The following is a 13,092-nucleotide window of genomic DNA, read 5'->3' as shown; positions in this document are numbered from 1 at the left end:
ACCACTTCTAACGCAGACTCTATAGCTTAACCCGATTGCTTTTGATTTGATGTTCAATTTTTATTTTCCATCTACTAACATCGCTAATTTATTCTCAATCTCATTGTCGAGCGGCATGGAGGCATCGATCGCGTGAGAGATGAATTTTATGGCCGTTTACTCGTACAACGCTATCAACTGTTAGAGATAGCGGGGAAAGGCTCTATGGGGCAAGTGTATCAGGCAAAGGATACGCTTTTGGGCGGCGTAATTGTGGCCGTGAAATTTTTATCGCGATCTAAAATGAACCAACGGGTGCGCGATAGGTTTATGCGCGAAGCTACAGTTAGCGCGCTATTAGGCGAAAAAAGTATCCATATCGTCAAAGTGCGCGACTATGGCGTTGATGATGAGGAAATGCCCTTCTATGTGATGGAATATCTCAAGGGAGATAGTCTCAAAGATGTGATGCAGAATAAACCCATGCCTCTGCCCAAGTTTTTTAGCTTTATGCGACAGATCTGCTTGGGACTACAATGTGCCCATGATGGGATTGAAATCGATGGCAATATTACCCAAGTCGTCCATCGCGATATTAAACCGAGCAATATTATCATCACCAAAGATGCCACTCTAGGAGAACTAGTAAAAGTACTAGATTTTGGGATCGCGCTACTTAAATCTGATGAGTCACCCACTGGATTTATGGGCACACCTGCTTATTGTTCTCCCGAACAGATGGATGGCAAAACATTAGATAATCGCGCCGATATCTATAGTTTGGGAATTATGATGTTCCAAATGTTGACGGGAGAACTACCGTTAAAACCTAAAGCTAGTTCCTTTGAAGGTTGGTTTCAATCCCATCACTACCAAACGCCAAAGTTATTTAATGAAGTCAAAGCTAAACTAGATTTGCCACAACAATTGATGGATATCGTCAATAAATGTATGGCAAAAACAGCGACTCAAAGACCGAGCAGCGTCACCGAAGTCCTGAAAGTACTCGAACAAATCGAGCAAAACCAATCGCAAGTATCAGCTCCACTAATAACTAAAAATCAAGGCCAAGAATCTAGCGCACAGCTAAAAACACCACCGACTGCTGACGATATTTGTCGTCAAAGTATTTGGCCTAAAGATAAACCTAGAGCAGAAATAGTTTTTCCGCAACTAATTCCGCACGAGCAAACAGAATTAGCCACGATGTGGATCATGCTCGCTCGTAGCGATATTGAGAAGTACCAAAATAATAAACCGCATTCGCAGTTTCTATTTGTCGGTTCGCCCCATCCAATGTTACTGTGGCTGACTACACTATACCAAGACGAGCAGCAACATCGGATGTTGCCCTGCTATCTCGATCTCAAAAAACCGCTCGGTGAGAAAATACTCCAAATTCTCACCCAGACAAGCACCTATCGATTGGTACTATTTGCGCTCGAAGGCGATGAACACTGCGTCTGCACGATCTTAGGCAAAATTCCGACTCGCAAAACTCAACTCCTTAAAGAATGGCTGACAGAAAGTCAAAACACCCCCAGCACCCACAGTCAAATTAAAGAAAGCAAGCGATCGCTCAAAGAAGAGTTAGAAACTCTCAAACCAAAGCTAGTAGCTAGTCTTCAGCGACAGATCTCGAAGAAATAGATTGGGAGATTGGGAGCCGAGGTGACAAGGGGACTACAAGTATCTTATTCTCAATCATTAGTGACAAGTTAAGAAGCGATCGCACTTGTCAAGCGGGCTTGAGGCGATGAGTCGAAGAAAAAATTGTCTGTTCGACTCATAGAATCAGGAAAAGGTGCAATAATTAACTTAACATTAGGTTTACGAACAGTTTTAACAATACCTAAATCTTGATTCTCTGGGGCAGCAAAATAGGTGACTGGATTGGCAGCTAAACCTTTATGATGAGCTACATGAAAGTGATAAAGACCTCGATAAATCATCTCTAAAGAAATGCGGTCGAATGGGAGAGATAATTCATCAGCTACAGCATCACCTAAATCGACTAGAACTGCATAAAACAGCCAAGTCCCCCACATCTGTAATTTAATTCCATTAACTGAACCAGTCCATAAATAACTCAACCCGAGCAATCGTTTAACAGTATTAAAAGCCTCTTCAATTCGCCACCGTCTTCCGTACAAATCGGCGACTACATAGGGAGGAAGATTCAATGGGTCGAGTACACTAGTTAGATAAGAATACCAGACTTTACCCACTTTAATTTCGACTAATCTTACAGTTATATATGGAGTCTTTTTGGTGCCAGACCCCATCCGCACTATTCGGTCACGGATACTATAACTATTGCTAAATACTCGCTCTATCTGTAGCGATGCACCTTTTTTTAATCGAGTAATAAAATGAATATCTCTGTTAATTAATTCTTGCCAAAATTGGAAATGATAGAAGCCTCGATCCAAGAGCAATAAAGTGCCCGATGTTACTAAATTCAGGATATCTTTCTCAAAATTAACATCTGAAGCTTTGGGATTTTCTCTAAACCAGATTTCAATCGGCAATCTCGTCACCAAATCTATGACTACTCCCATTTTTCCCGCTAGTTGTCCGATTGGCACATCAGATAAGCTATCTAATTTCTTGAATATCGCTTCCAATGTGGAGCCATCACATGCCCAAATCCGCTCAAATTTTGCTTGAGCAAATTCAATGCTTTGTGGCAACAATCGCTGTTTTCTCTGGTGCCACTTCACTCTAAATTCTGGCAGTAATTCCTTAAACACTCTCTCAAATAACTCAGATGGAAAGGTCAGAAATCTTTGTGCAATCGCCTGTTGACTTACTTGTGTTGGCTCACACCACAAAAATCCTTCTCGCCCTAACATTCGGCTTAGTTCTCTGACTCCTGGCACATTCCGCCACAGTAGCGTCAGCACTGCTGCCATCATCAAGGGTAAATTTAACAGCCGATTTCTCAGCCCTAATTGTCGGTAGTAATGACTTTGATTGAAAATTGCTGGTGTCAATAAAGCCTCTACTTGAGCGGCGATGATCTCATCTTCCACACCTGGTTGGTGGTTCTTTTTGGCGTGGTCGCGGTTACTTCTTCGGCGGCTGGTCATCAGGCCTCTATTCCCTCAAACTCTTGACTAGAAACAGTTTGGCATCTTTTTATTACCTTTTTGACAAATCTCTGATTTTCTTAACTTGTCACGAATGATTCTCAATCCAAAATCCGCAATCCGCAATCCAAAATCCCTGAAATCTAGGCAATACTCCCCCGCTTCCTCGTCTCCTTGTAAGATGTGCCGATATTTTTGAGTCCGGTTTTGATTAGTTCTTGTTCTAATAGGGCAAAAAAGCTCGATCGATCTGCGCCTCTGACTACAGCTTGATTGTGAGCTTCGGCTAACGCAACCGGATAACCATAACCCTTATTGACTTGAGCGATAATTAAACTTAAAGCCATACCCGATAGCCGCTCGTCTTGAGCCACCCAAGCGGGAACTTCAACTCTGGCAATCTCTGTCCCCACATTTAGATAACAAAAATATACCTTGTGGCGATCGTCATACCAGTCTAAAATTTTGGCGGTACTTTGCCACCAACAACTGCGTTGTCCTGGTGATAGTTGGGTATTCCACAGAGTCGTATCTCTGACGCCTTCAAATTGTTGACAGGGTAGTTTACTCGCATCGGCACAATGTGTCGGACAATCGGGGACATCGTGCGGACAAGTTAATAATCGCAGTAGATTGAGATTGTCGATACTGCGCGAAGAACTCAGATAACCCACGATCGGAATTCCGGCGATCCGCAACTCTTCCCAAGCCGCTAAAATCGGATTGAGAATTTGCTCGCGGGCATCGGTCGGTAATTGTTCGAGAAACCAGTAGACTAGCGAGCCATCTACCATGGCTAAGGTGGGTACGCGCGGCTTCCTGACAGCAGAAACAGACTCAGGGCGATCTTCAAACCCAAATGGTGGATTCACCCAGTTACAACCCAATTCTGCTAAGACTGTGGCTTCAGAAACAGCTCGACGATAACCCAACCATTCCTCGGTACTAATCCCCCACTGACGGGAGATATATAAATCTTCTTGTTGATAAAAAACTTCGGGAATGCTGTCGAGCAATGGGTGCAAATTTTGCCCGTAATGAATCATCACTCTTCCAACATTAATCAGGTAGCAATAGGCAATTTCATGATGACTGGGGGCAATTTGAGAACCATCAGTCGCCAGTACGGTTTGTTGGGGTGGCGGCGCGGCAATATCGATGCGGGTATCGAGAGGTTCGACAGGGACAGATGAGTTAAAAAATAATCGATTACCCCACTGCTGTTGAATTGCCGCTAATTCTACCTGTCGATCGATCGCTTGCTGGAGCGAAGCTGTTGCCAATTGTAACCGATGCTGATTTGCCGCAGTTTCCTTGACTAAGTGTTGACCGATTCCAGGTAATTGTTTAGCAACCTTGTTAATGTCTAGCATTTGGCTGGGAGGGGGAGAGGGGGAGAGGGGGAGAGGGGGAGAGGGGGACGGGAGAACGCAGTCCCAACCTCTATTCACTATTCACTATTCACTATCCACTATCCACTATCCACTATTCACTATCCACTATTCACTCCCCTCTACTCCCTACTCTCTACCCTCTAAAAAAACAAGTGGCTGGCGATCGCCGATGAGGATAGAGAATAACTTATCACATAAGCAATTTCTCGATCGACCTTCAGCAATAGCCAGCCACTAACGATTGATAGACTCTAGCGACTAATAAATAGTCTTCAGTCACCAACAGTAATATTTACCAACCTTTTTCCGATTGAGCCAAAACATAAGTAGCTACATCTTCGATTTGAGCGGCACTGAGTCTGCCCCCAAAAGCAGGCATAGCATTCTTCCCGTTAGTTACTTGAGTAGTAATAGCTGCAACCGAGTTCATCCCGTATTGTGCCAGAGCTTCTTTTTTGAGATTCTTGTTGGCCATAATGACATTGTTGCCACCAGCATGACAAGCTGCACAATTAGCACTGAAGATTTTGCTACCGCTAGCAGCGTCGCCAGCTAGAGCAGGACTGCTAAATGTAATTGTAAACAGCGCGAACGCTACGGTTAAAATCGAAATCAGCTTCTTCAAAACGTTTCTCCTTACTAATCTAAAATTAAGAAACCTAAACTATCAACCATATATTGTAACCAATCTGGTTGGGTATCGATCGGTAAATGTACTTATCTGTGTCGAAACTTTAACAATTTCGAGATCTAGCCACTATAATTCGTGCATACTTCGATCGGATGCTAGCGAAGTATACCTTTACCGTCGATGTGGAAGATTTGCTAGCACTATTACAGCAGCATAAATCGGCTGCATCCGACATCCAACTGCCTATCTGACAGTTTTACCACCACCCCACTGCTCGCCCATGATTTTGGGTTGCATCAGGATATGTCCGGCAATAGCATACATATTATCCTCTGAGAGGTTTTTCATCTCAGTGAAAATATCGGCACTCTCCATACTGGGGTGCAACTCCGCAATTGGAGTTTCGCCGTCGTAGGTAGTGGGATGATGCATGTAGTCTACCAGCGCGACGATATTATCCCGTGCGGGTGTTGCCCCAGCTAAATCTACAGGGCTTAAACCTACGTTAAAGTCGGTTTTAGTAACACCACCAGCATGACATTGGGCACAAGTCGATGCAAACAGTTTTCTGCCTTGATTGACTTGTTTGAGATTGAGGGTGACAGTTTCACCCTCTGGGTTTAACTTGACTGTGCGCGTTGCAGCATCAAGTTCGATGGCATTAGCACTAGTGACTAAGGTTTGGAATGCAAACAATATGGTTGCCACAGCCAGCAACAAGAATCGCTTGAACATGGTTCTCCCTCAAAAAAGATAACTTTAAATTAGATGATAAGTACACAACACAGCTAAACTCAAGACCAAAGCCACAGCTATCTTATATTACCAATATCATCTCATTATCTCGCCCAAGGTTTCTCGATTTTTCCTCATAAAGTAAAGAAAAATTTACAATTGGGGAGCGGGGAGCATTTTATTCTCAACCCGCAATCCACAATCCACAATCCACAATCCACAAGCCCTATGCCCTAGTGTGAAGGCGAACCAACTGAGCTACCGTATGCTTGAGTTGGGTGCGGGGGACAATTTTGTCTACGAAACCCTTCTTGAGAAGATATTCGGAGGTTTGGAAATCATCGGGAAGTTTTTCGCGGAGGGTTTGTTCGATCACGCGTCTGCCTGCAAATCCGATCGTGGCTTTGGGTTCGGCGAGAATAATATCTCCGAGCATGGCAAAGCTGGCGATCACACCGCCCGTTGTAGGATGGGTGAGGATGGGAAGGTAGAGTAACTGAGCTTCCCGATGTCGTTCTAGCGCACCAGATATTTTAGCCATTTGCATCAGACTGAGCATTCCTTCTTGCATTCTGGCACCGCCAGAGGCACAGACGATCGCGACGGCAATCCGGTTGGCGGTAGCATGTTCGATCGCTCTAGTCAGCTTTTCGCCAACGACAGAACCCATACTCCCACCCATAAACCGGAAATCCATCACGCCCAAGGCGATGGGCGAGCCTTCAATTTTACCCATCCCGGTGACGACGGCATCGGTTAAGCCTGTTTTGCGCTGAGTTTCCCGCAGCCTATCGCTGTAAGCCTTGCGATCTTTGAATTTGAGCGGATCGGTAGGCTGAAGCTGCTCGTCGAGAGGAATCCAGGTATCGTCATCGATCAGTTGACTGATGCGTTCGTGGCAAGAGACGCGCTTATGATGCCCACACTCCAAGCACACCATCTGATTGGCGATGAGGTCTTTAGTGTAAGCGATCGCGTTACAACTTTCGCATTTTGTCCATAGCCCATCAGCAATCTCTCGCTCCTGTTGCTGCTGAATGCTGGGGCTAGTTTTCTGACGATCGGCAAACCAATCGAAGAGAGATCCGAGTTGGGGCATATAGTAGTTGTCAGTAAAAATCTCGCTCTGTAAATAGATAATGTTGTCTTTATTTACTGAGTCAAATATATTATCTCGTGTTTGGTGCTCATTTCCCACTTAATATAATATACCGATAGCGAGTTACGAATGTAACTCAGGTTTATAATGCTTAGTCAGATCTAAGCAAAGCAAAGCCAATATCTACACGCGGATCGAGTAACTGCGGCCTAAACTCGGCGATTTTATCACTCGATCGAGACAAATATCTCACTCTTTTTATGTAGCATTAAGCTAAAATTCATCTATCGCCGCATCATCTATCCGTACAATGAGCTATTGCCTCAATCCGAATTGTCCTCAGCCTCAAAATCATCCTGAAGTAAAAGTTTGCAAAGCTTGTGGTAGCCAGTTACTGCTCAAGGATCGCTACCGAGCAATCAGTTTTCTCGATAGTGGTGGGATGAGCCGCAATTTTTTGGCAGTAGATACGGATATGCCCGAAGAAAAACGTTGCGTCATCAAGCAATTTTTCCCGGCACCGCAGGTATTAGATGACGTCGAAGCTTTTGAAAAATCGATCGAATTATTTCAGAGAGAGGGAGCGCAGCTCGATAGATTGGGAGCGGATTCTAGCCAGATTCCCCAACTATTTGCTTATTTAGAACAAGAGCGGAGATTTTATCTGATTCAAGAATTTATCGACGGGCAAAATTTGCTTAAAGAATTGGATGAGAATGGGGCGTATTCTGAAGAGAAAATCCTACAATTATTAGATGATATCTTACCAATTTTAAAATTCGTTCACGATCGCGGGGTGATTCATCGAGATATCAAGCCGGAAAACATCATGCGCCGCAAAAATGGCCAATTGGTGGTAATCGATTTTGGGATGTCCAAACATCTCAATAGTACGGTAATGTCGCGCGGTACGACTGGAGGGACGATGGGCTATGCGCCGCCAGAACAAATTCGGGCGGGGGTGGCTTATCCAGCAAGCGATATTTATGCCCTCGGGGCTACTTGTATCCATTTGTTGACGAATATTACGCCCGATCGCCTGTACGATTTTATGAGTAATAAATGGACGTGGCGACAAGAATTAGTAGCTCAAGAACGCCAAATTAGCGATCGATTGGCAAGTGCAATCGATCGCATGTTAATGAATGAAGTCCAAGATCGGCATCAATCGATCTCGTGTATTGAGGCGGCATTGGCTTTGCCGCCTGTAAATAATTGGCGACTCAAAGCAATTATCGGTACAGCAATTCTGGCAATTATTTCTACGGGGTTAGTCGCTTATGCCAATAAAAATTTCCTTGAGTGCCAACTCGGCGGACACAATACGTCTTGTCCGCTACCGCCACCGCCGATGAAACTCCAAACGCCCCAAAAGATTGGCAACGTCCTGTACTATCCTTATTTGTCGGCAAAAGACCGTAATGGTAAGTCAGCAGAGATTAATATGGCAGTATTAAGCGATCGCTATGAGTGGCAATTAGCTTCTGATACCCAGGTAAGACTAAAGGGATCGACTCAATCTTTACCAATTGCTGTGCTCAAGCAAGAGTTAGAAAAACAAGGTATTTTCAAAATCATGGATAATCCCAATCGCATCGTCGCGATCGGTACCGCATCTTGCGAGGGAACTAATGCGGAAGAAGAATTACGCGCGCTTAGTCGCGCCAAAACAATTCAAGACCAAATTGTCAAACAATTGTTTCAAGTCAAAGAATATCCAATTCTCAATCTCGGTCAATTCAAACGCGATAATTGTCAACGAGATACCGCCGGAACTTCTATTCAGCGAAGTTTAGTTATTGTCGGACTCCGCAAAGAAAGCGAAGGCTTGATGGTTAAAGAGGCAGTTTATCAACGATTATCTAAAACAATTAAGAACCTCAAGCTCGATGATTATTCATTAGGTAGCGTCCAAAAATTTGAACTCAAATAATCGACTCGATCTTGCTTAATTCCTATCGACACCGAACGCTAACCGTACCTACAATGTTGGTGCTGTTGGGTTTCGCTTTGCTCAACCCAATCTACATCCTCTTATCCACCACTTCTCCGGTCGGAGACGCTTCGCGAACAGTGCAAGCCATCCACCCATCCACTATCCCCTATCCCCTATCCCCTATCTCCTAAATGACTGTACATCGCCAACAATTCCCCGCTTTAGCTAACAAAGCCTACTTTAACTACGGTGGCCAAGGGCCGATGCCACAAGCAGCCTTAGATGCCATTATCGGTGCCTACCAGCAGATTCAAACGCAGGGGCCGTTCGGACTCAAAACTAGCGAATTAGTCATCCGCGAATCCCATCTAACGCGCCAAGAGATCGCGGCAGAATTGGGCGTTACCGCTGACACGATCGCGCTGACCGAAAACGTCACAGCGGGCTGTAATATCGCCTTGTGGGGGCTAAATTGGCAGGCTGGAGACCGTATTCTCCTATCCGACTGCGAACATCCAGGTGTCATCGCCAGCATTAACGAAGTCTGTCGGCGGTTTGGAGTAGCGGTCGATCTATTTCCGCTTCAGGCTACTTTAAATACAGGCGATCCTGTTGCCACGATCGTCGCACATTTAACACCCCAAACTCGACTGGTCGTCCTCAGTCATGTGCTGTGGAATACCGGACAGGTAGTACCGCTAGCGGAAATGTCAAAGGCAATTCGGCAATATCCAGACGCCGAGCAACCGATCCGGATTTTGGTAGATGCCGCTCAATCGGTTGGATTATTACCGCTGCAACTGGGAGAATTGGGGATAGATTTTTATGCATTCACCGGACATAAATGGTGGTGTGGGCCAGAAGGTGTAGGTGGATTGTATATTCATCCAGATGCGATCGCGAGTTTGGAGCCAACTTTTATTGGCTGGCGAGGTTTGGACTATAGCACCCCCGACTTACCATTATTCAATGATGCTCGTCGCTATGAAGTGGCGACATCGGCTTATCCCTTATATTTAGGGTTACGCGCGGCAATTGCGACGCATCAAGCTTGGGGTAGCGCGATCGATAGGCTCGATCGAATTGTGAGTTTGGCTACGTATCTGTGGGAAAATTTACAACAAGTCCCAGGGGTTAAGTGCCTCAATCAGACCGCACCGCGATCGGGTTTAGTATCGTTTCAGTTAACTGACGGTGACTGTGGTAAGTTAGTTCGAGATCTAGAGCGGCAACATTTTTATCTACGCACGATCGTCGATCCTGTCTGCATTCGTGCTTGTACTCATTACTTTACAACTACTACAGAAATTGATGAATTGATTCACTGTTTGCATAAGCTAATTAATTAAAAAAATCAGCATCACTCTTATGTCAAATCCTACGATTTATATTGCGATTACCGACCACGGTTTCGGCCATGCTGCCAGAACGGCCTCGATCGCCGGACAGTTGCAAAAGCTATTACCGTCGGTTAAATTAATTTTAGTGACCACGGCACCAAAATGGTTGTTAGAATGTTATATCGATGGTGATTTTATCTATCGTCAGCGAGGATTTGATGTGGGAGTCGTTCAGGCTGATAGCTTGAAGATGGATCTGGATGCGACGTTATCTAAGTGGCAGCATATCATCTCAAATAAAGATGAAATAATTGCCGAAGAAGTAGCATTTTGTCAAGAGTATGGTGTGGATTTAGTCTTTGGCGATGCTCCGCCGATTGCGACTTTAATCGCTCAAAAATTAGGCGTTCCCTGTTGGATGTCGGGTAATTTTGGTTGGGACTTTATATATCGAGATTGGGGTGAAGATTTCGCGCAAGTTGCGGACTGGATTAGCGATTGCTATGGATGCTGTGACAGGTTGTTTCGGGTACCAATGCACGAGTCAATGGAGCGATTTCCAGTCATTGAAGATGTCGGCTTGACTGGCGGCGACCCTAAGTATCTGCTAGAGATGATTCGCACAAAGTTCGGGCTAGATCGACCTAAAGAACGCACGATTCTAATGACATTTGGCGGATTGAGTTTAGATGCGATTCCTTATCAGAATGTCAGTCAATTTCCAGACTACCAATTTATCACACTCGATCGCCATGCCCCAGATTTACCCAATCTAGTTAAGGCTCTAGATCTGGCAGTGCGTCCCGTCGATATTATGCCATTGTGCGATCGAGTCATCTCCAAACCGGGCTATTGTACTTATGCTGAAGCTCTCAAACTACAAGTACCGATCGTCTCCATCACTCGCGCAGGCTTTGCAGAATCAGAAATTATCCTCAATGGGATGCAAGATTATGGCTATCATCAAGTGATCGAGCCTGAAGATTTTTTTGCACCGAACTGGGATTTTTTGCACCGACCATTACAACCACCCAGATTGACTACAAAAATAGCAACTGACGGCAATCGCACGATCGCTAGTTCGATTGTCAAATATCTAAGTAACGCCTAAACATTCGATCTGTATCTATTTTATAAATAATTGTATCTACCTATGCAGGTAGACGAAAAGATCGATCGAATAGATAATCTATAAAACTTAGATGGTTGGCTATCCACTATCAACTATCCACTATCAACTATCCACTAACTCGTGACTCACTATCAAAAAATTCTCACTATTCCTAGCACGCCTAAGTCATTTGTCAAAATTACACCACAAATCGGTAATATCGTCACTCAATCGGGAATTCAAACTGGATTGTGTACTCTGTTTTTGCGGCATACTTCTGCTAGTTTGGTAATTCAAGAAAATGCAGATCCGGATGTATTGATCGACTTAGCTAATTTCTTAGCCAAACTCGTCCCAGAAGATGGTAAATATATTCACTCGGCTGAAGGTGCCGATGATATGCCAGCACATATTCGCACTGCACTTACCCATACCTCCGAACAAATCCCTATCATGCGCGGTAGTTTAGTACTGGGTACGTGGCAAGGAATCTATCTGTGGGAACATCGCCAACATCGCTACAACCGCGAATTAGTCGTGCATATTAGTGGCGATTAAAGTTACCAACCATTAGTTTTGAGGCTTTCCTGCTCTGTTGAGTAAATAGGCTCTGGCAATACAAGGATACTTTTCGATCCATCCTATTACCCATTACCCATTGTCTCGAAGAAAAGCGCGCCGCTAAAATCGGCAGTCGCACGCGTCACCTGTGGGAAACCCGACGTTGGCGTAGCCACTCCTTATGAGTTGCGCGAATCGCTACCCATTACCCGTTATGGGGTTATCGCCAACCGAAGAGACTCTAACTCTTGCCGTAATGGTGGTAAATTGTAGCCTAGCGCGATCGCCTTAGTACTATCTAGCGAAACATCTGCGGCGCGGGGAGCTGCCATCGGTAGATCTCGTTGGGAAATTGGCAACAACAGCGATAAGTCAAACCCAAAAGCTTCGGCTAACAATCGTCCAAACTCATAACGAGACAGCCGTTCTTTGCCTCCGAGATTGAGAATTCCTGGCGAGCTGCGTAATGCCATCAACAAGCCGCGTGCGGCGGTTACTGCGCTGACGGGTGTGCGAAATTCATCAATGAATAATTGAAGCGTCTGCTCGGCAGCTAATGCCTTAATCCAAGGCTGGAGAAAACTGCTTGCCGTCGGTGGTGCCATGCCAAACATCAGCGGCATTCGACAGATTGTCGCTTGTGGATATGTGTCTAAAATCTTGCGTTCGGCAGCTACTTTTTGCTCGCCATAAATATTCAGCGGCGAAACTGGATCTGTTTCGCGATAAGGTGCGTTCTTACCATCGAAAACTAAATCGGTGGAGGTGAAAACAAAAGGAATTTTGGCTCGATTGCAAATCTTTGCTAGTAGTTGAGATGCGCCGATATTAATGCGTGCGGATAGTTCTGGGTGCGTTTGACAAAAGTTGGGACTAGCCGCCGCCGCAGTATGAATTATGGCATCTGGCGCGATCGCATCGATCTTGGCTGTGACTGCATCGAGCTGTGTAAGATCGATTTGGTGGAGCCGAACATCACTAATCTCGATCGCATTTTGCGAGTATGTACCGTGAGTTTCCCATTGAGATCGAGCCTGTTGACATAAATTCCAACCCAGAAAACCACTCACCCCAGTAATTAGTAATTTCGGCATAATTAGGAACAGATTGGATCGAGTCGATCTTTACATTGAAGTATTAGTTAAAATTTTTTTCTCGATTGCTATCGATCGCGCATAATACAGTCGATGGTCGATCGAGATCCAGCTATTTAG

The 13,092-nt window shown here is 44.9% G+C and carries 10 protein-coding genes and 1 pseudogene; 5 read left to right on the top strand and 6 right to left on the bottom strand.

Annotation, left to right across the window (positions count from 1 at the left end):
- Positions 1-132: 132 nt before the first annotated feature.
- Positions 133-1,629: a serine/threonine protein kinase gene (locus CHA6605_RS17920; protein WP_015160814.1), complete on the top strand. Its 1,497-nt coding sequence runs from the start codon at positions 133-135 to the stop codon at positions 1,627-1,629.
- Between the two features lie 68 nt (positions 1,630-1,697).
- On the opposite strand, the gene CHA6605_RS17915 is transcribed toward CHA6605_RS17920, so the two are convergent.
- From CHA6605_RS17915 to accD, 5 genes and pseudogenes are all read right to left on the bottom strand, one after another.
- Complete coding sequence (locus CHA6605_RS17915) at positions 1,698-3,071, bottom strand: IS4 family transposase (RefSeq protein WP_015158054.1); 1,374 nt, start codon at positions 3,069-3,071, stop codon at positions 1,698-1,700.
- A 143-nt stretch (positions 3,072-3,214) separates the two neighbouring features.
- Positions 3,215-4,444 (bottom strand): DNA double-strand break repair nuclease NurA, encoded by a 1,230-nt coding sequence (locus tag CHA6605_RS17910; protein ID WP_015160813.1) that lies wholly within the window; start codon positions 4,442-4,444, stop codon positions 3,215-3,217.
- Between the two features lie 313 nt (positions 4,445-4,757).
- Complete coding sequence (petJ, locus tag CHA6605_RS17905) at positions 4,758-5,090, bottom strand: cytochrome c6 PetJ (RefSeq protein ID WP_015160812.1); 333 nt, start codon at positions 5,088-5,090, stop codon at positions 4,758-4,760.
- 249 nt (positions 5,091-5,339) lie between these two features.
- On the bottom strand, positions 5,340-5,831 hold the full coding sequence (gene psbV, locus CHA6605_RS17900) for a photosystem II cytochrome c-550 (RefSeq protein WP_015160811.1): 492 nt from the start codon (positions 5,829-5,831) through the stop codon (positions 5,340-5,342).
- Between the two features lie 238 nt (positions 5,832-6,069).
- Positions 6,070-6,930: pseudogene (gene accD, locus CHA6605_RS17895) on the bottom strand (acetyl-CoA carboxylase, carboxyltransferase subunit beta); the annotation flags it as partial.
- A 310-nt stretch (positions 6,931-7,240) separates the two neighbouring features.
- On the opposite strand from accD, the gene CHA6605_RS31785 reads away from it, so the two are divergent.
- From CHA6605_RS31785 to CHA6605_RS17875, 4 genes are all read left to right on the top strand, one after another.
- Complete coding sequence (locus CHA6605_RS31785) at positions 7,241-8,863, top strand: serine/threonine-protein kinase (protein ID WP_015160809.1); 1,623 nt, start codon at positions 7,241-7,243, stop codon at positions 8,861-8,863.
- A gap of 194 nt (positions 8,864-9,057) precedes the next feature.
- Complete coding sequence (locus CHA6605_RS17885) at positions 9,058-10,215, top strand: aminotransferase class V-fold PLP-dependent enzyme (RefSeq protein WP_015160808.1); 1,158 nt, start codon at positions 9,058-9,060, stop codon at positions 10,213-10,215.
- 19 nt (positions 10,216-10,234) lie between these two features.
- Positions 10,235-11,317, top strand: a complete 1,083-nt coding sequence (locus CHA6605_RS17880; RefSeq protein ID WP_015160807.1) for a glycosyltransferase family protein — start codon at positions 10,235-10,237, stop codon at positions 11,315-11,317.
- A gap of 141 nt (positions 11,318-11,458) precedes the next feature.
- The gene (locus CHA6605_RS17875; RefSeq protein WP_015160806.1) at positions 11,459-11,875 is read left to right on the top strand and encodes a secondary thiamine-phosphate synthase enzyme YjbQ; all 417 of its coding nucleotides are present in this window, start codon (positions 11,459-11,461) and stop codon (positions 11,873-11,875) included.
- 215 nt (positions 11,876-12,090) lie between these two features.
- Here CHA6605_RS17875 and CHA6605_RS17870 read toward each other — a convergent pair whose 3' ends face one another.
- Positions 12,091-12,972, bottom strand: coding sequence for an SDR family oxidoreductase (locus tag CHA6605_RS17870; RefSeq protein WP_015160805.1), 882 nt, complete (start codon positions 12,970-12,972; stop codon positions 12,091-12,093).
- Positions 12,973-13,092: the final 120 nt, after the last annotated feature.

The sequence above is a fragment of the Chamaesiphon minutus PCC 6605 genome (genome assembly GCF_000317145.1).
In the GTDB taxonomy this organism is placed as follows: domain Bacteria; phylum Cyanobacteriota; class Cyanobacteriia; order Cyanobacteriales; family Chamaesiphonaceae; genus Chamaesiphon; species Chamaesiphon minutus.
Note: the sequence above shows the minus strand (reverse complement) of the source record. Positions and strands in the feature narration are given on the sequence as shown.

Excerpts from the sequence above, each read along its gene's own strand:
- CHA6605_RS31785 (WP_015160809.1), top strand. The coding sequence starts at position 7,241 with ATGAGCTATTGCCTCAATCCGAATTGTCCTCAGCCTCAAAATCATCCT.
- CHA6605_RS17880 (WP_015160807.1), top strand. The coding sequence starts at position 10,235 with ATGTCAAATCCTACGATTTATATTGCGATTACCGACCACGGTTTCGGC.
- CHA6605_RS17915 (WP_015158054.1), bottom strand. The coding sequence starts at position 3,071 with ATGACCAGCCGCCGAAGAAGTAACCGCGACCACGCCAAAAAGAACCAC.
- CHA6605_RS17885 (WP_015160808.1), top strand. The coding sequence starts at position 9,058 with ATGACTGTACATCGCCAACAATTCCCCGCTTTAGCTAACAAAGCCTAC.
- CHA6605_RS17870 (WP_015160805.1), bottom strand. The coding sequence starts at position 12,972 with ATGCCGAAATTACTAATTACTGGGGTGAGTGGTTTTCTGGGTTGGAAT.
- psbV (WP_015160811.1), bottom strand. The coding sequence starts at position 5,831 with ATGTTCAAGCGATTCTTGTTGCTGGCTGTGGCAACCATATTGTTTGCA.
- CHA6605_RS17910 (WP_015160813.1), bottom strand. The coding sequence starts at position 4,444 with ATGCTAGACATTAACAAGGTTGCTAAACAATTACCTGGAATCGGTCAA.